At 33.1% G+C, this 18738-nt stretch carries 14 protein-coding genes; 5 read left to right on the plus strand and 9 right to left on the minus strand.

Annotated features, from left to right (window positions below):
* Positions 1-76: 76 nt before the first annotated feature.
* Complete coding sequence (locus AC1DY0_RS11590; protein WP_477188760.1) at positions 77-1588, plus strand: peptide MFS transporter; 1512 nt, start codon at positions 77-79, stop codon at positions 1586-1588.
* Between the two features lie 123 nt (positions 1589-1711).
* On the plus strand, positions 1712-2221 hold the full coding sequence (locus AC1DY0_RS11595) for a thioredoxin family protein (RefSeq protein ID WP_477188761.1): 510 nt from the start codon (positions 1712-1714) through the stop codon (positions 2219-2221).
* A 9-nt stretch (positions 2222-2230) separates the two neighbouring features.
* On the opposite strand, the gene AC1DY0_RS11600 is transcribed toward AC1DY0_RS11595, so the two are convergent.
* The 4 genes from AC1DY0_RS11600 to surE all read right to left on the minus strand — a co-directional run bounded on the left by AC1DY0_RS11600 (position 2231) and on the right by surE (position 6884).
* Positions 2231-4267 carry a ComEC/Rec2 family competence protein gene (locus AC1DY0_RS11600; RefSeq protein ID WP_477188762.1) on the minus strand — a complete coding sequence of 679 codons (2037 nt, stop codon included), beginning with the start codon at positions 4265-4267 and terminating at the stop codon, positions 2231-2233.
* 316 nt (positions 4268-4583) lie between these two features.
* Complete coding sequence (gene lpxB / locus AC1DY0_RS11605) at positions 4584-5696, minus strand: lipid-A-disaccharide synthase (RefSeq protein ID WP_477188763.1); 1113 nt, start codon at positions 5694-5696, stop codon at positions 4584-4586.
* Positions 5697-5827: 131 nt separating this feature from the next.
* Complete coding sequence (locus AC1DY0_RS11610; protein ID WP_477188764.1) at positions 5828-6112, minus strand: hypothetical protein; 285 nt, start codon at positions 6110-6112, stop codon at positions 5828-5830.
* Positions 6105-6884 (minus strand): 5'/3'-nucleotidase SurE, encoded by a 780-nt coding sequence (surE, locus tag AC1DY0_RS11615; protein WP_477188765.1) that lies wholly within the window; start codon positions 6882-6884, stop codon positions 6105-6107. Before surE ends, AC1DY0_RS11610 begins: the two co-directional genes overlap by 8 nt.
* Positions 6885-7096: 212 nt before the next feature.
* Between surE and AC1DY0_RS11620 the strand changes: the two genes are divergently transcribed.
* The 3 genes from AC1DY0_RS11620 (at position 7097) to AC1DY0_RS11630 (ending at position 12589) form a co-directional block, all read left to right on the plus strand.
* A complete protein-coding gene (locus tag AC1DY0_RS11620) occupies positions 7097-9271 on the plus strand; it encodes a carboxy terminal-processing peptidase (RefSeq protein WP_477188766.1) in 2175 nt (724 codons plus the stop codon).
* A 263-nt stretch (positions 9272-9534) separates the two neighbouring features.
* Complete coding sequence (locus AC1DY0_RS11625; protein ID WP_477188767.1) at positions 9535-11691, plus strand: carboxy terminal-processing peptidase; 2157 nt, start codon at positions 9535-9537, stop codon at positions 11689-11691.
* Positions 11692-11974: 283 nt separating this feature from the next.
* Positions 11975-12589: a deoxynucleoside kinase gene (locus tag AC1DY0_RS11630; protein ID WP_111411158.1), complete on the plus strand. Its 615-nt coding sequence runs from the start codon at positions 11975-11977 to the stop codon at positions 12587-12589.
* 86 nt (positions 12590-12675) lie between these two features.
* Here the strand turns inward: AC1DY0_RS11630 and AC1DY0_RS11635 are convergent, their stop codons facing one another.
* The 5 genes from AC1DY0_RS11635 to AC1DY0_RS11655 all read right to left on the minus strand — a co-directional run bounded on the left by AC1DY0_RS11635 (position 12676) and on the right by AC1DY0_RS11655 (position 18736).
* Positions 12676-15255 (minus strand): sodium-translocating pyrophosphatase, encoded by a 2580-nt coding sequence (locus AC1DY0_RS11635; protein WP_477188768.1) that lies wholly within the window; start codon positions 15253-15255, stop codon positions 12676-12678.
* Positions 15256-15366: 111 nt separating this feature from the next.
* Positions 15367-15897: an inorganic diphosphatase gene (locus AC1DY0_RS11640; protein WP_116796977.1), complete on the minus strand. Its 531-nt coding sequence runs from the start codon at positions 15895-15897 to the stop codon at positions 15367-15369.
* Positions 15898-16038: 141 nt separating this feature from the next.
* Positions 16039-16875, minus strand: coding sequence for a hypothetical protein (locus AC1DY0_RS11645; RefSeq protein ID WP_477188769.1), 837 nt, complete (start codon positions 16873-16875; stop codon positions 16039-16041).
* Between the two features lie 167 nt (positions 16876-17042).
* On the minus strand, positions 17043-17642 hold the full coding sequence (locus AC1DY0_RS11650) for a DNA-3-methyladenine glycosylase family protein (RefSeq protein WP_477188770.1): 600 nt from the start codon (positions 17640-17642) through the stop codon (positions 17043-17045).
* Positions 17643-17683: 41 nt separating this feature from the next.
* Positions 17684-18736 carry an acyltransferase gene (locus AC1DY0_RS11655; RefSeq protein ID WP_477188771.1) on the minus strand — a complete coding sequence of 351 codons (1053 nt, stop codon included), beginning with the start codon at positions 18734-18736 and terminating at the stop codon, positions 17684-17686.
* Between the last annotated feature and the right edge of the window lie 2 nt (positions 18737-18738).

Below are 18738 nucleotides of genomic sequence, written 5' to 3' on the forward strand. Positions count from 1 at the left end.
ACTAAAAACATCATCTCTTTGATCCAATCAAGGAGATGATGTTTTTTTATTTAAACTCTTTTAATATAATTTTATAATGGAACAAAATTTAAGTCTAGAACAAATACAAAATTTTAAAGGTAAGTATCCTAAACAATTGTGGTATTTGTTTTTTAGTGAGATGTGGGAGCGTTTTTGTTTCTATGGAATGCGAGGAATGTTGGTTGTATTTATGGTTGGTCAGTTAGGGATGAATGATAGAGTTGCCAATTTGCAATACGGTGCTACTCAAGCCTGGGTGTATGCGTTTACATTTATTGGAGGATTGTTTGCTGACAAGATCCTAGGTTTACGAAAATCTTTATTTTGGGGTGGAATATTAATGATTATCGGAAGTGTCATTCTTTCGATTAATCCTAAAAACTTCTTTTTTATAGGTATTGGGTTTACCATTGTTGGTACTGGATTTTTTAAACCGAATATTTCATCTATGGTTGGGCAACTATATCAAGATGGAGATCCGAGAAGAGATGCCGGTTTTTCATTCTTTTATATGGGAGTAAATCTTGGAGCCTTAATTGGAGGATATATTTGTATAGCAGTTGCCGAGGGTTCTATGTGGCAATCGATGGTTCCAGAACATCTTCGTTGGAATGTTGGTTTCGGATTCGCCGCAATTGTAATGATTATTAGTCTTTTGACATTTACCCAAACTCAAAAGAAACTTGGAAATATTGGGATTTCGCCATTATTGGAAATCGAAAGCTCCAAAAGAAAAAAAATGGAAACACTGACTTATGTTGGTTCGTTATTGATTATTCCAGTAATTATTATCATGGTTGCCAATACTGTTTATACAGACTATTTTATGATGTTCATTGGACCGGCTTCTATTATATATTTGCTGTATGAGATGAAAAACTTCTCAGCAGTTGAAAATAAAAAATTATTTGCAGCGTTGATTTTCATTATATTCTCTATCTTCTTTTGGGCATTTTTTGAACAAAGTGGAGGCTCTTTAAGTCTTTTTGCTGTGAATAATTTAAACAACACTATTCTTGGGGTGAAATTAAGTCCAAATGGGGTGAACAATTCTGCTAATTCATTCTTCGTAATTGGGTTTGCTGCTTTAGTGGGATTGGTTTGGTTATGGATGGCTAAAAGAAAAATTGAGCCAAATACGGTTATTAAATTCGGGTTGGCGTTTTTATTTCTAGCTGCTGGTTTCTGGATTTTTTATTATACTAAATTCTTTGCTGGTGCTGATGGAAGAACATCATTGGGATTGTTTACTTTCGGTTGGTTCATTATTACTTTTGGAGAACTTTGTTTGTCGCCAATTGGTATGTCTGCCATGACAAAACTTTCACCTTTAAAAACGCAAGCGGTAATAATGGGAATGTGGTTTTTGGCTAGTTCTTACGGTCAATATTTTGCAGGATTGTTAGGTGCCAATATCGCTGAGGCTTCAGAGCATGCTACCAATCTTGAAAAGTTAAGTGTGTATGCCGATGGGTATAAACAATTGGCTATTTATGCTTTGATTGCTGGGGTGATTTTAATAGTAATTTCTCCATTGGTAAAAAAATTAATGCAAGAAGTAAAGTAGCAGACAAATTTTGGTATTATTTTTGTTTAAATTTGTAAATAAGAAATCAGTTAGAGAGTAAACAAAAAGAAGATTTAATTTTTGTGTGCCTCTATTTCAATCAAAAAAAAATAAATATAGCAAATGAAAAAAGTATTTTTGATAACATTATTTTTAATTGGAGCTGTTGCAACTCAAGCTCAGGAATTAAAATGGTACACAGATGTTAAAGAAGCCATCAAAGTTTCGAATAAAGAGAAAAAACCATTGATGTTGTTCTTTACGGGAAGTGATTGGTGTGGTTGGTGTATTCGTTTGCAAAATGAAGTGCTGAAAACACCTGAATTCAGTAAATGGGCTAATGAAAGTGTTATACTGGTTGAATTGGATTATCCTAGAAGAACGGCTCAATCTGATGAAATTAAAAAACAGAATAACGAATTGCAACAAGCATTTGGGATACAAGGATTTCCAACAGTTTATTTTGCAAATGCTACAGTAAATAAAGAGGGGAAAGTGAATTTTGAAGGTTTAGGTAGTACAGGTTATGTTGCAGGCGGGCCAACTGCATGGTTAGCGGTTGCCGATCCTTTTGTAAAAAAACCTGCTTTGAGTTCTGAATCTACAAAAGCAAAAAAATCTAAAAAAGCATAAAGATTGCAATTAATTAATTTTATAGAATCCCTTTTCACTGGTTGAGTGAAAAGGGATTTTTTGTTTGTAGCAAGTTGCTTTCCATCTTTTTTGAAACGATTTGTAATTAGATGCATCGGCAACAACCATTTTAGGTTTTGTAGTTTGTAATAACCTGTCGAAATTGATTTTTGCCGATTGAGTGATTATTAAAATATCAGGTTGTACGTTTTTTGTATATACTTTAGAACTGTCTATCAATAGTATTTTGTTTCCTTTAAAATATATCAGATTCTTCAGTTTATGTTTTTCTGTTAATTCGCTGAAGTTTGCCGTGAGATAAGAAGTCAACACTTTATTGACTTTGGAATTTTTTAAAATACTGTCACTGGCATATAGAATCGCAGTAGCTCCATTTCGTTCTATGATCTGCGTGTTTTTTGAAGTATTTAAAACAACAAACTCGATTTGATTTTGAACTTCCCATTTTGTTGCAATAGCAGACAATTGGAAGGCTATAATGGTAATTAATACCCAAACTAAGTTCTTAAATTGTTTTTGTTGAAAAGCTATAATTACTGCGATGATCACCAAATAGCTGCTGATTAAGAGAGATGTGTTTAAAGGAATGTTCTTGATTATGAATTGTTCCAATGAGGCAATGAATCCAATTATTTTGTTCAAATAATAAATGCTTATTTCTAAAATTTTCGCTGGATAAAATGGAACCCAGTTAAAAGCTGCAAGGATCATTACTAGACACCCAACTCCCATAATGATACTTAGGAACGGAATCACAATGATGTTTGTAACAAAGAACAAGCCTGGAAACTGATGGAAGTAATAAATGCTAAGAGGCAAAGTGCCAATTTGTGCAGCAAATGAAACGGTCAGTATATCCCAAAAGTAGTTAAGGATTTTGTTTTTGGGTTTCCAAAAGTTTGATAAAAGAGGCTGTAACCAAACGATGAAAAACAATGCTACATAACTTAATTGAAAACCTACATCGAATAAAAATGAAGGTTGAAACAATAAAATAAGTAAAATCGATACAAGAAGTGTGTGATAAATATTGACACTTCTTCTCAAATATTGCCCAATTGCAACAAAGGAAAACATGGTTACTGAACGGACTACCGAAGGTGCCAGATCAGCCAAAATCCCAAAAAGAAACAAGGCTGCGAGTGTAAGTAACAGCTTGACGAAAGCGCCTTTTTTTGTATTAGGAAATGGTTTTAGCAGGAAAGTGACGAACAGTAATATAAATCCAATATGCAATCCCGAAACTGATAGGATGTGCACGGCTCCTGCATATTGATAATCCTGAATAATTTCTGAGTCAATGTCTTGCTGTTGGCCCATTATCAATGCTACAGCAACATTCAATTCTTTATTGGCGAATTTGCTTTTTTCCAAATTTTGGATAATCCGAGTTCTTAATTGTGCCGTGTAATACCAAATGTCTTTTGTTATCTTATAATTGACTTGTGTTTCATTTGGCTCTGTATAAAGTTGGGCATAGATTTGTTTGTTTTCGAGGTATTTCTGGTAATCAAATTGGTTTGGATTCTTTTGGCTCGTAGTTTTATGTAAAAGTGCATTGATTTTTAATTGACTGCCAATGGCAATAGAATGTTTCAAGCTGTCTTTGTTAATGTTGAGCAGAATTCGGCCAGATGCTTTTTCATTATCAATTGAATTGAGCAGTGCAATATAACGTTCGTTGAAAGTTGCAGATTTTAATTTTTCTCTTAATGTGAGCGTGAAAATGTGGTTTTTCTCAAAGATGTTTTTGTAATAGGTGTAGTTGCTTTGTTTGTTGGAATCTGTGTGAACGGTTTGAGTGGTGGTGCCAATGGAAAAAGCTAGAAGACAAGTTGCAATGCCAAAATGCAGTTGGGATTTTGTATTGGTTTTGGATAAATAATACGTTCCAATAAAAATAACTAAGGTTACTGCAAGAAAAACAAATGCAACCGTAGGACTTGGCTTTAGCGAATAGGCGATAAGTATACCTGCGACAAAGGTTATCGTGATTCTTGCTAGGGGGAATTTTATTACTTTCATAATACCAAAATACAAATATTTTGTAAGAAATAAAGTCTTTTTTAATTATAGCTTTGGCAGGGACTTATGAATTCAACATGTGTTTTTTGCTTTTGAGATATCTATTAGGTCTTGGAGACCAGTTAGGAGATGTGGCTATTCTAACAGTTTTTTAATTTGTTAGGTATTTTTGAAGGTGTTGATTGTTTGCGTGAGGGATAGAAGCAAGCTACCGAAGTAGCGCGTATAGCCCGACACCATAAAGAAAAGGAGCCGAATCACACAAAGATGATTTGGCTCCTTTTCTTTATGGTGGCACGCCCAACTTATTTTAAAACTACTTTATAGAATCAACAATTAAATGTGCTGTTTTTTTGCTGGCACCTATTCCGCCCAGTTTTTCTTCCAGTAAATCGTAGTTTTCGAGAAGGGTTTTGCGGTAGTTTGGTTCTAAGATTTTGGTTAATTCCTCGCGGATGCGTTTGGTGGAGCAATTGTCTTGGATTAATTCGGTTACCACTTCTCGATCCATTATTAGGTTGACAAGTGAAATGTATTTTAGGGTGATGATACGTTTAGCGATTTGATAGGAAGCCCAACTTCCTTTGTAACAAACGACTTCGGGAACTTTGAAAAGAGCGGTTTCGAGAGTGGCTGTTCCTGAGGTTACCAGTGCTGCTGAGGCATTGCGCAATAAAGCATAGGTTTTGTTAGAGATAAATTTTATATTATCGCTAGAAATGAATTGTTGATAAAATGAAAATTCCTGGCTTGGTGCTCCTGCAATCACAAATTGATAATCAGGAAAATCCTTGACAACGCTTAACATCACCGACAGCATTTTGCTGATCTCCTGTTTTCGGCTTCCGGGTAAAATGGCGATAATCGGTTTCTCGGACAATTGATTTTCGGTTCTGAAAGTATTAGCATCAATTCCCGATTGGTTATGAATGGCATCAATCAATGGATGACCTACGAATTCAACAGGGAATTTATGTTTGACTTCGTAAAAGTCTTTTTCGAAAGGCAAAATGACGTACATTTTGTCAACATCGTGCTTGATGGCGGTGATTCGGTTTTCTTTCCAAGCCCAAATTTGAGGAGAAATATAATAATGATTTTTATATCCAGTTTGCTTCGCCCATTTGGCAATTCGCATGTTGAAACCTGGATAGTCGATATAAATAATTACGTCTGGATTGAATTGTGCAATGTCTTTTTTGCAAATTTCAATGTTATTCAAAACGGTTTTCAGATTGAAAAGCACTTCGACAAAACCCATAAAAGCCAAATCACGATAGTGTTTTACCAAAGTGCCGCCTACATTTTGCATCAAATCACCACCCCAAAAATGGATGTCGGCATTTGGGTCTTCTTCGTAGAGTGCTTTCATCAAATTGGAACCGTGTAAGTCTCCAGAAGCTTCTCCTGCAATAATATAGTATTTCATTTTTGTGTGTTTTTTGAATGAACAAAGATAATATTTTAGACGCTAAGATTCTGAGATACTAAGTTGTTGAGATAAAGCAGATATTTTTAAAAAAAAACTTAGAATCTTAGCAACTTAGTGACTCAGCAGTTCTAAAGAAATAAAGTAACAATAGTAAGCATGATAACTGCAAAAACGACACCTCTTGCCATAATTTCTTTATTCAATTTTAATAAAATTCCGAAGGCGATTAAATCTAGTACGGAGCCAAGAGTGACTAATTTTCCTAGATGTCCTTCGGCTTTCATAGATTGAATTCCTGACATAAAATCAGTATGAACGATAAGCGTAAGGTAGAGGAATATTCCCAAGAGGGAAGCTAAAATTCCTATTATGAACCCGATAAGTAAGTCTATTTTATTCATTTCTTTATTCATTCCAATCTCTTTTGGTTAAGTTTTGTATTGCGTGATGCGCGGTTAAGTCAAATTGTACAGGGACTATGGAAATAAAACCATTTTGCAAAGCCCACTCATCTGTGTCTTCACCTTTGTCCTGGTTTACAAATTCTCCCGTAAGCCAATAATAATCTTTTCCTTGCGGAGTTTGTCGTTTGTCGAACTTTTCCGTCCAAAGGGCATTCGCTTGGCGACAAATTTTGATTCCTTTAATTTCTTTTTCTTTTAATTTTGGAAAATTCACATTCAAAATAACACCTTCAGGAAGTTTGTTCTTCAAGACTTCGAGCGTAATAGTTTTGACATATGATTTTATCTGTTCAAAATCGGCGTTCCAATCGTAATCCAATAAAGAGAAGCCAATAGCTTGGATACCTTCGATTCCGGCTTCTACTGCGGCACTCATCGTTCCAGAATAGATGACATTTATGGATGAGTTGGAACCATGATTGATGCCAGATACACAAAGATCTGGTTTTCGTTTTAAAATTTCGTGTACGGCTATTTTAACACAATCTACTGGAGTTCCTGAGCAACTATATTCAGTAATTGCATCCGTATCTTTTGAAATTTTATTGAGATATAAAGTGTCGTTTATGGTAATGGCGTGACCCATGGCACTTTGGGGTTTATCTGGAGCGACGATAACGACATCTCCTATTGTTGCCATTACTTCGATCAAAGCTCTTATGCCCGGAGCTGAAACTCCATCGTCATTCGTTATTAGTATTAAAGGCCTTTCATTTTTCATTTCGATGCTGTTAAAAATATATAAATTTTCATAAATTTTGACTTCAGAAACAAATGTACTAACACAAAATCTTATATTGCGAACAAATAAAATATATTTTTTGGGTTTGATTTTTGAAACTTAAAAAATCAATTTTATACCTTTAACAAAAAATTATGTAGGTATCTAGGGGGCTGACATAGTTTTTAATGTAACTTAGATAAAAAAAATTGATGAATTCTATTATTAGCTTTATGAAAAGAAATTATAAAATACTCATAGCTGTGGTATGCCTTTCGGCTACCTTATTCGCCTTTAATATTAATTCAAAAAAATCCATTGATCCAGAAAGAGATAAATTGCTTTTGGAGCTATTAACATTTGTAATTGAAAAAGGACATTATAATCCTGCTGTTATAGATGATAACTTTTCAAAGGGGGTTTACAAAGATTATATAGCTGCATTAGATCCATCGAAACGTTTCTTCCTGCAATCGGATATTAATGAGTTTTCCAAATTCGAATTGGAATTGGATGATCAGTTGATTAATAAAGATTTGACTTTCTTTAACCTTACTTACGATCGTTTGATGCTTCGTATGGAAGAAAGTAAAAAAATATTTAAAGACATTTTAGGAAAACCGTTTGACTATAGCGTTGATGAGGATTTTAATGTAGATTACGATAAAGCTCCTTATTCTAAAAATACTACAGAATTGAAGGAGAAATGGAGAAAACAAATTAAATTGTCAACACTTTCATCTTTTACAGACAAGAAAAAAATGGAAGAGGATAAGAAATTAAAAGATCCTAATTACGTAATGAAAACGGATGCAGATCTTGATGTTGAAACAAGAGAAGGCTCTTTGAATTCATTAAATGAGTCTTTTGGATTTATGAATGATTTAAAAAGAGATGATTGGTTTACATTGTACATCAACTCAATTATGTCGCGTTTTGATCCACACACCACTTATTTTGCTCCTGAAGAAAAAGAAAGATTTGATGTAAGCATGAGTGGTAAACTTGAAGGTATTGGTGCCAGATTGCAAAAGAAAAATGATTACACTGAAATTTCAGAATTAATTTCAGGCGGACCTGCTTGGAGAGGAAAACAATTGGAAGCAGGAGATTTAGTGATGAAAGTAGCACAAGGTAATGGTGTTCCTGTTGATGTTGTAGGAATGCGTTTGGATGATGTAGTTAAAAAAATTAAAGGACCTAAAGGTTCTGAAGTTCGTCTTACAGTAAAAAAAGTTGATGGAACTATTCAAGTGATTTCTATCATAAGAGATATTGTTGAGATTGAAGAGACTTATGCCAAGTCCAGTGTGGTTGATAAAAATGGTTTGAAATATGGCGTAATATATTTGCCTAAATTTTATATCGACTTTGAAAACAAAGATGGACGAGATGCCGGTAAAGATATTGCATTAGAAGTGGATCGTTTGAAAAAGGAGGGAGTGAATGGAATTGTTCTTGATGTACGTGATGATGGCGGTGGATCTTTGTCAACTGTTGTGGATATTGCAGGTTTATTTATTGAGCAAGGACCTATCGTTCAAATAAAATCGGCAGGTAAGAAAAAAGAAATCTTGTACGATACAGATAAAAAAATTGAATGGGATGGACCATTGGTAATTATGGTGAATGAATTTTCGGCATCGGCTTCTGAGATTTTGGCAGCGGCTATTCAAGATTACAAAAGAGGAATTATAATTGGTAGTAAACAAACCTATGGTAAAGGAACTGTTCAAAATGTAATTGACTTGAATCAATTTGTGCGTAATAGTTCTGCAGGAGATTTAGGTGCTTTGAAAACAACTACTCAGAAATTTTATAGAATTAACGGTGGTTCAACTCAATTAGAAGGGGTAAGCAGTGATGTGGTTATGCCAGATCGTTATGCTTATTTAAAAATGGGAGAGCGTGATGAAGAAAATGCAATGCCATGGGATAAAATTGATCCAGCTCCTTATACGGTTTGGACTAACACTTCAAAATTTGAACAAGCTATTATTAACAGCAAGAAGAGAATTGAAAGTAATGTTCAATTTAAATTAATCGAAGAAAATGCTAAATGGATTGACAGTAGAAGTACTGAAAATAATTATAGCTTGAATATTGATAAATTTAAAATTGCTCAGAATCAAATTGAAGAGACTGCTAAAAAGTTTAAACCAATTGTTGATTATAAAAATAGCTTAAAATTTACTTCATTACCTTATGAATTGGAAGGAATCAGCAAAGATCCTGTTCTGAAAGAAAAGAGAGAAAGATGGCATGAAAGTTTGTCAAAAGACATTTATGTTGAAGAAGCATTAAATGTTTTGGATGATTTGCAACCAAAATCAATTGTAAAAACTGGTATACCAGGAGACAAAAAAGGAAAGTTAGTTAAATCATAAATTTTAAATAATTTCATAGTAATAAGAAACGCTTCAATTTTTGAAGCGTTTTTTTTATGAATGAAAATATAAATGTTAAATAATATAATAAACGGCTTTTCAGCCAATTAATTTTTTAAGTTAAAAAAACTAATTTATATCTTTAGCGAAATATTTTAATTTTATGCAATGAGTATGAAAAAAAAGGTCATAAATAACAGCGCATATCAGTGAATTTATTGCATCCCCTGTACTATCGGGAAAGCAAAAGTAACCTGCCCCAAATGAAAAGAAATTATAAAAAACTCATAGCTGTAATATGCCTTTCGGCTACCTTATTTGCCTTTACAGTTAATTCAAAAAAAGCAACTGATCCGGATAAAGACAAGTTGCTATTGGAATTATTGATGTTTGTAATAAAGAAAGGACATTATAATCCTGTTGCCATTGATGATAATTTTTCTAAAGGAGTTTACAAAGAGTATATAGAATCTTTGGATCCTTCCAAACGTTTTTTTCTGCAGTCCGATATAAATGAATTTTCTAGATATCAATTAGAGTTGGATGATCAGTTAACGGATAAAAATTTGACTTTCTTTAATCTTACTTACGATCGTTTGATGCTTCGTATGGAAGAAGGGAACAAAATATTCAAAGAGGTATTAAGTACTCCTTTTGAATATAAAAGTGAAGAGGATTTCAATGTGGATTATGATAAAGCGCCGTATGCTAAAAATAATACTGAGCTGAAAGAAAAATGGAGGAAACAAATTAAGTTATCTACGCTTTCTTCCTTAACTGAAAAACAGAAATTAGAAGAAGAAAAAAAAATTAAAGATCCGGCTTATATTGTAAAATCAGAAGCTGTGTTGGAAAAGGAAACAAGAGAAAATTCAATGAAATCATTGAATGAGTCTTTTGGGTTTATGAATGAATTAAAAAGGGAAGATTGGTTCACATTGTACATTAATTCTATTATGTCTCAATTTGATCCGCATACTTCTTATTTCGCTCCTGATGAAAAAGAAAAATTTGATGTAAGCATAAGTGGTAAATTTGAAGGGATTGGTGCCCAGTTGCAAAAGAAAAACGATTACATTGAAGTTTTAGAACTTATTTCTGGAGGGCCGGCGTGGAGAGGGAAAAAATTGGAAAAAGGGGATTTAATTATTAAAGTAGCTCAATCTAATGCTGCTGCTGTAGATATAGTAGGAATGCGTTTGGCGGATGTTATAAAAAAAATAAAAGGACCAAAAGGTTCTGAAGTTCGTCTTACTGTAAAAAAGGCAGATGGTTCCATACAAATTATTCCAATCATTAGAGATATTGTTGAGATTGAAGAAACGTATGTAAAATCAAGTATTGTTGAGAAAAACGGTTTGAAATATGGGGTTATTTATTTGCCCAAGTTTTATATTGATTTYGATAACAAAGATGGAAAAGGAAGAGATGCTGCTAAAGATATGGCACAAGAAGTGGATCGTCTGAAAAAAGCGGGAGTGCATGGTATTGTTTTAGATGTTCGTGACGATGGAGGGGGTTCTTTGGAGGCAGTTGTAAATATTGCAGGTTTGTTTATAGAAGAAGGGCCAATTGTTCAGGTTAAATCAGCTGTAAAAAAGGAAATTCTGTATGATACCGATAAGAAAATAGCATGGGATGGCCCATTGGTAATTATGGTAAATGAATTTTCAGCTTCTGCATCCGAGATATTGGCGGCCGCTATGCAGGATTATAAAAGAGGGATTATCATTGGAAGCAAGCAAACCTATGGTAAAGGAACTGTTCAAAGAGTAATCGACCTGAATCAATATATTGGGAAAAGTACATTCGGGGATTTAGGAGCTTTAAAAACAACTATTCAAAAATTCTACAGAATTAATGGTGGCTCAACACAATTAGAAGGGGTAAGCAGTGATGTGGTCATGCCAGATCGTTATGCTTATTTAAAAATGGGAGAACGTGATGAAATACATGCATTGTCATGGGATAAAATTGATCCAGCTTCTTATATGGTTTGGAATAATACTTCAAAATTTGAACAAGCAATTGTCAACAGTAAAAAGAGAATTGAAAATAATGGTCAATTTAAATTAATCGAAGAAAACGCTAAATGGATTGACAGTAAAAATGCTGAAAATAATTATAGCTTAAACATTGATAAATTTAAAGCTGAACAAAATCAAATTGAAGAAACAGCCAAAAAGTTTAAACCAATCATTGATTATAAAAATAATTTGAAGTTCACATCATTGCCTTATGAATTAGAAGGAATAAACAAAGATCCGATTCTAAAAGAAAAGAGAGAAAGATGGCATGAAAGCTTGTCGAAAGACATTTATGTTGAAGAGGCTTTAAATGTTTTGGATGATTTACAATCAAAATCAATTGTGAAAACCAACATTCCTGTTGATAAAAAAGGGAAGTTAGTTAAATCATAAAAATAATGTTTTAAAGAGAAAAAGTAGGCTGTCTGTATTTTTAGACAGCCTACTTTTTTGTTATTAGTTTATACTCGTTAGAAAATTTAACGATTGTTTTGAGATTAATGTGTTTTTTATTTTAAATAATTAAATATCTGCGATGTTATATCGAGTAAATATTTGGATTAGAAAAACCGAGAGCAATATTTTAAAAATGGTTCATTAAATTCTGTAGACAAAATAAATTTTATCTATTTTTACATCTTTGGATGTATATAAATATTAAAACCGCAATACCGTAATGCACATAGCTATAGCAGGAAACATAGGTTCAGGAAAGACAACATTAACTCGTTTGTTAGCCAAACATTTCAAATGGGAACCACATTTTGAAGAAGTAGTTGACAATCCTTATCTTGATGATTTTTACCATCAAATGGAACGCTGGTCGTTTAATTTGCAAATTTATTTCTTGAATAGCCGTTTTCGCCAGGTAATGCAAATCCGTGAAAGCGGTAAAAAAATAATTCAGGATAGAACTATTTACGAGGATGCCCATATTTTCGCTCCCAATCTTTATGCTATGGGATTGATGACACATCGTGATTTTGAGAATTATTCTTCACTTTTTGAATTGATGGAATCTCTTGTCAAAGCACCAGATTTATTAATCTATTTAAGAAGCTCTATTCCAAATTTAGTGGGACAAATTCACAAGCGTGGTCGCGAATACGAAAATACTATTTCAATAGACTATTTAAGTCGTCTCAACGAGCGTTATGAAGCTTGGGTACATACTTATAACAAAGGAAAAATTATGATTATCGATGTAGATAATATTAATTTTGTTGATAATCCAGAAGACTTAGGGAATATCATCAATCGAATTGATGCCGAATTAAATGGTTTGTTCTAAAAAATAAACTTTTGGATTATTCAGATAAAAAAATGCCTCGAAATTTCGAGGCATTTTTTATTTATTACAATCAATAGAATCAAATGTTATTGTAAAGCTTCTACTTTGGCTTTAACTTCTTCCAATGAGCCTTCAAAAACCTGTACATTTTCATCGCCGTTTTCTGAAGTAGTTACGGTTGCTTTTGCTTTTCCGTCTTTGTTTATCAGTTGAACTTTTACTTCTTTTTTGATTTCTCCTTTTTTAGCACAACAGGCTTTTCCTTTTGGTTCAACAAATTTCCCGTCTTTATCATAGTGAGACAAACACATTTCTTTTTGCTCAGGAGTACATTTTAGACTGTCGCACATTTTTGCACATTCTTCTTTGGTCATTTTTGCACATTTAGACATGTCGCATTTCCCCATCATCATGTCTCCTTCTCCCATTGTGCATTTTTCCATCTTGATTACTTTCATATGGCAAGAACCATTATTATCAATAGTACTACCACCACTACCTAAAATTGGAGCCATAACCAATCCGATCAAACACGTTAATTTAATCAAGATATTCATAGATGGTCCAGAAGTATCTTTGAATGGATCTCCAACAGTATCTCCAGTAACAGCTGCTTTATGTGCATCTGAACCTTTGTAGGTCATTTCGCCATTAATCATAACTCCTGCCTCAAAAGATTTTTTAGCATTATCCCAAGCACCACCGGCATTGTTTTGGAAAACAGCCCAAAGAACACCCGAAACAGTAACTCCGGCCATATAACCACCTAACATTTCGGCAATTAATTGATTGTTATCTCCGTAAACTAATTTTCCTAAAAGTACAATTGCAATTGGGAAACCAATCGTTAAAATACCAGGTAACATCATTTCACGTAACGCCGCTTTGGTTGAGATATCAACACATTTGGCATATTCAGGTTTTCCTGTCCCTTCCATGATTCCTGGAATTTCTTTGAACTGACGGCGTACTTCATACACCATGTCCATAGCTGCTTTTCCCACTGAATTCATCGCTAAAGCTGAGAAAACTACAGGAATCATTCCTCCAACAAAAAGCATCGCTAAAACAGGCGCTTTGAAGATATTGATTCCATCAATTCCTGTAAAAGTCACATAGGCAGCAAATAATGCTAAAGACGTCAAAGCCGCTGAAGCAATCGCAAAACCTTTACCTGTAGCCGCTGTTGTATTTCCAACAGAATCCAAAATATCGGTTCTGGTACGAACTTCTTTTGGTAATTCGCTCATTTCGGCAATTCCACCAGCATTGTCAGATATAGGTCCGAATGCATCGATAGCCAATTGCATTGCTGTAGTTGCCATCATTGCTGAAGCTGCTAATGCTACTCCATAAAATCCTGCTAAAGCATAAGAAGACCAAATTGCTGCTGCAAATAACAATACAGTTGGGAAAGTAGAAATCATCCCTGTTGCAAGACCTGCAATTACGTTTGTTCCTGCACCAGTACTTGATTTTTGAACAATTGCCATTACTGGTTTTGTTCCTAAACCTGTATAATATTCGGTTACTGACGAAATAGCTCCACCAACAATTAATCCAATAAGCGTAGCATAAAACACACGCATTGATGAAATGTCCATTGATCCTTCACCAAAGAAAGTCATACTCATCGTTTCTGGAAGCATATATTGAACTAAGAAAAAACAGGCGATTGCGGTTAAAGCAATAGAAACCCAGTTTCCAATGTTTAATGCTTTTTGAACTTGTGCTTCTTTTGCATTCTCATCTGTAATTTTAACCAGCATCGTTCCAATGATTGAAAACAGAATTCCAAAACCTGCAATAGCCATTGGTAATAAAATAGGTCCTATTCCACCAAAAGCATCTTGAATGTTTCCGCCCATATCTTTGATAACATAGTTACCAAGAACCATAGCCGCCAAAACTGTTGCTACATACGATCCAAATAAATCGGCACCCATTCCGGCAACGTCACCTACATTATCTCCCACGTTATCTGCAATTGTAGCAGGATTGCGAGGATCATCTTCTGGAATACCAGCTTCTACTTTACCAACTAGATCGGCACCTACATCTGCAGCTTTGGTGTAAATTCCTCCACCCACACGGGCAAACAAGGCAATGGATTCAGCTCCAAGTGAGAAACCAGCCAATGTTTCCAAAACTACCGTCATATCTTCTGTAGAAGTCCATTGTCCTTTCATGAAGATTTGGAAAAAAACAATAAAAAAACCGGTCAACCCTAAAACAGCTAAACCGGCTACGCCTAATCCCATTACAGTTCCACCGCCAAAAGAAACTTTCAAAGCTTGTGGTAAGCTAGTACGAGCAGCTTGAGTAGTTCTTACATTGGTTTTTGTTGCGATTTTCATTCCCATATTCCCTGCCAATGCTGAGAAAAATGCTCCGAAAATAAATGCAACTACTATTAATATATTTGTTTTAACTCCAGGGATTTGAGTGACTCCTGCTAATACAACACTTGCGATTAATACAAAGACAGCCAATAATCGGTATTCTGCCTTTAAGAAAGCCAAAGCTCCTTCATATATGTGATCTGATATCTCTTTCATTTTACCATCTCCAGAATCTTGTTTTAACACCCACGATCTTTTGATAGCCATAAAAATAAGCCCTATTATTGCCATAAAAATTGGCACATAAATCATAATTGAATTCATAAATATTCTTTTTGGTTTGTTAGTATAAAATTTTAATCGATAGCAATTTAAACAAAAAAAGCAACACTCATTGAAGAGTATTGCTTTTTTTATAAAATATGAGGACTAAAATTATTTAATACTAAATAATCCAGCTGGTTTGTTTTCTATTTGATCAAAACGTTCTGTACATTCTTTAATAATGGCGTACGCTTCATTTACATCACCCCAACCTTCAACGTCTACTTGTTTGTTTTCAAGATCTTTGTAAACTTGGAAGAAATGCTCGATTTCTTTCAATAAGTGTGGATTGATATCAGAAAGGTTTTCTAATGAATTCCAAATTGGATCAGAAACTGGTACACAGATTACCTTTTCGTCTGGTCCTTTATCATCTGCCATGTGGAAAACACCAATAGGTTTTACTTCCATTACACAACCAGGGAAAGTAGGCTCGTTTACCAATACTAAAACGTCTAATGGGTCACCATCCAAAGCTAAAGTTTCAGGAATGAAACCATAATCAGCTGGGTACATCATAGAAGAGAATAACATTCTATCAAAACGCATTCTTTTTATGGCAAAATCGTACTCGTATTTATTTCTACTTCCTCTTGGTATTTCGATTAATACATCAAAAGTTTTTAATTTGTCTGCAGTCATTCTTCTTTTATCTTTTCTTAATTTATTAACGACTGCAAAAGTAATCAAAGAATGCTTTTCTGCAATAAAAAAAGGCAATATATAACTATAACGTTTTCGTTAAAGTTACTGAGTTGCTTTTCTTGGATAAAATAAAACGGCTTATTCTAAAAGCCGCATACTTAATGTAGTGTGAAATTTTGAATTTCTATCTTGAACTATTAAATCATTGTTTCTATTATATCGTCTATATTCAAAATTGGTTAATTCTTGCATGGCATCCAATTTTTTTAGTAATAGTCTTCCGTCATCTATTTCTTTAAAATCCAATAAAACAGTTACTTTATTATAATTCCATTCCGATTCAAATTCTGGGTGTTTAAATACTGGATTCCTTGGAGATGAATCCGAATAATATTTATAGGGCTTTGTGTTTTTAAAAGCTATCCGGATTATATTAAAATTTTTATTGTTAAATGTAAAATAGCCACAAAAATATTTATCGGTTGTGAATTGAACTGTAGTGACATTATCTATTTTTGACATTTCATACTTGTAATTATAACTCAGATGAAAAAAATCAAAATCGATAACATGTAAACTATCGTAAAATATGGATAAAGAAAGCCAAGAATCATTATGTGGTTGATAATTAAAATAAGGAGAAGTATCTGTATAAAAAGGATTGTTTGGGTCCTCAAGTAACATATAGTGAATATAGAATTGATCTAAGGTCTTTATATCCAAGTGATTTACCATTACCCTGTTAACTAATGTATCTCTGTTGTCTTTTACAGAAAAATGTTTGGTCGTATAGTCAACGTATCCTAGATTGTAATTTTTTCTTAAATTATATCTGATTTTTTCAAGAATCGTTTTAATTTCTTTTCTATTCGTTTTTTTATCAGAGATAACAACATCTTTTAATTGTATGGTGTCTTGGCAATATATGTTTTGTAAAGCTAAGAGCAGGAGTACTAATAGATAAGTTTTTTTCATTGTAATTTAAGTTAGTGGTTTGGAAAATTATTTTTGCTTTTATTTAACAGCAATAATCATACCACTAACACTTTATAAAAAAATACTTAAAAAAATCAACTATTGCTTCGGTCTATTCTCTGTTGGATGTATTAATTCTTTACAACTTAAACTTACCTATTTTGAAACTAATAAACTATTGTTCGTTTACGCTTTTTAAGATAATAATGCCAAAGCAAAAATGTAGCATAAGAACGGTATGGACTCCATTGTTCAGTATGAATTTCCATTTGTTGTTTGTCATGAATGTCAAGTAATTCTTTAATTGTATTGATTACAGCAATGTCGCCTAATGGAATTAAATCAGGTTCTTGAAGACAGAACATCAGGTAAATATCTATGGTCCAATTTCCGATTCCCTTTAATTTGATTAACTCTTCACGAACTTGTAGTGCTGATTTGGTAGACAAACCTTCAATATCAAGTTCTTTATTTAGAACAGCTTGGGCTAATATTTTTATATAATTGGTTTTTTGACGGCTAACTCCCAAAGCTCTAAACTCTTCGTCTGACAAAACAGACATCGTTTCGGGATTACAGCTTGTATGTGCTTTGATTTTTATAAATGTGGCTTTAGCCGAATCGATGGAAACCTGTTGCTCTAAAATCAATAACACCAAAGTCTCAAATCCTTGAGGTCTTTTCGGGATTGGCGGTAATCCGTAAGTATCTATAATGTGTTTGAATATGGAATCTTTTTGAAAAAGATAATCGATTGCTTGTTGCATGATTGGATTTTTTAGCCCATTACTTTACTTATGTAAATAGATTATCCTGAGATGTATTTACCATAAGGGAGGTTGTTTATGGAATATATAACTAAAGTAGAAATAAGCAAACATATCAAAGTTGTTAACGGAATGGCAAAAATAGGTTCTATAAATTTATAGTTAATCCCTAAAGTTTCCATGAATTTTAAAACTAAAATATGAACAAGGTAAATGCCATAACTATATTTGCTAATAAAATTAATCGTTTTCAAAATAATGCAATTAGAAATATTTAAATTTTTAAAGAAAAGAAAAAAACCAACAGTGGCGATTAAAACATTTATGGTCAAATAATCATAAAAAAAACTATTAAACTGACCGTCTCTTTTCGACAAAAAATATGTTCCCAATATAGTAGTGATAACACCCAAAAATATTAAGGAAGTAGCAATCAATTTAGTTGCTTTCTTGCTGAATCTAAATTTCTTAATTGAAAGATAATAGCCTAAAACCAAATACCCCAGAAAACCTGTAAAATAAGTTAAATCGATATTGATTTTAAGTTTAGATAAAAAAGGCAGTTCAATTAACAAGGTAAACAACCAAAGAAAAATAAAATATAAAATCTCTTTTTCGTTAGCATTTTGAATCCATTTGTTTAGGATTGGAATAAAGAGATAAATACCTATAATCATATATACATACCATAAATGGAATGAACTTCCGTTTTTAAATAAATTAAAAGACCATTTAAGAATTTCAAAAATAGACATTTCAGGCTTTTGTGAAAGTTTGTTTTTTAAGGCAAATGATATGTAAAAAAAACTCCAAAACATGAAAGGTAAAACAATTCTGAAAAATTTTTTTTTCAAGAAATCATTCAGTTCATAATTTTTATTCAACATTAAGGCACCAGTAAGCATTAAAAAAGAGGGTACACAAAAACGAACTATACTATCATAAATATTACCTGTCCACCAAATAAAATTTGACACACTCCCATATTGGCTTAAAATTCCAGACGAGACGTGCAAAAAAATTACACTAAATGTCGCTACAGCCCTTAGGTTGTTTGTCCAAGCGGTTTTATTGTTTTCTAAAATTGTACTCATAT

This window comes from Flavobacterium sp. P1_E4, from assembly GCF_056405915.1.

Coding starts and splice junctions, on each gene's coding strand:
- AC1DY0_RS11590 (WP_477188760.1), top strand. CDS start 77: ATGGAACAAAATTTAAGTCTAGAACAAATACAAAATTTTAAAGGTAAG.
- AC1DY0_RS11595 (WP_477188761.1), top strand. CDS start 1,712: ATGAAAAAAGTATTTTTGATAACATTATTTTTAATTGGAGCTGTTGCA.
- AC1DY0_RS11600 (WP_477188762.1), bottom strand. CDS start 4,267: ATGAAAGTAATAAAATTCCCCCTAGCAAGAATCACGATAACCTTTGTC.
- lpxB (WP_477188763.1), bottom strand. CDS start 5,696: ATGAAATACTATATTATTGCAGGAGAAGCTTCTGGAGACTTACACGGT.
- AC1DY0_RS11610 (WP_477188764.1), bottom strand. CDS start 6,112: ATGAATAAAGAAATGAATAAAATAGACTTACTTATCGGGTTCATAATA.
- surE (WP_477188765.1), bottom strand. CDS start 6,884: ATGAAAAATGAAAGGCCTTTAATACTAATAACGAATGACGATGGAGTT.
- AC1DY0_RS11620 (WP_477188766.1), top strand. CDS start 7,097: ATGAATTCTATTATTAGCTTTATGAAAAGAAATTATAAAATACTCATA.
- AC1DY0_RS11630 (WP_111411158.1), top strand. CDS start 11,975: ATGCACATAGCTATAGCAGGAAACATAGGTTCAGGAAAGACAACATTA.
- AC1DY0_RS11635 (WP_477188768.1), bottom strand. CDS start 15,255: ATGAATTCAATTATGATTTATGTGCCAATTTTTATGGCAATAATAGGG.
- AC1DY0_RS11640 (WP_116796977.1), bottom strand. CDS start 15,897: ATGACTGCAGACAAATTAAAAACTTTTGATGTATTAATCGAAATACCA.
- AC1DY0_RS11645 (WP_477188769.1), bottom strand. CDS start 16,875: ATGAAAAAAACTTATCTATTAGTACTCCTGCTCTTAGCTTTACAAAAC.
- AC1DY0_RS11650 (WP_477188770.1), bottom strand. CDS start 17,642: ATGCAACAAGCAATCGATTATCTTTTTCAAAAAGATTCCATATTCAAA.
- AC1DY0_RS11655 (WP_477188771.1), bottom strand. CDS start 18,736: ATGAGTACAATTTTAGAAAACAATAAAACCGCTTGGACAAACAACCTA.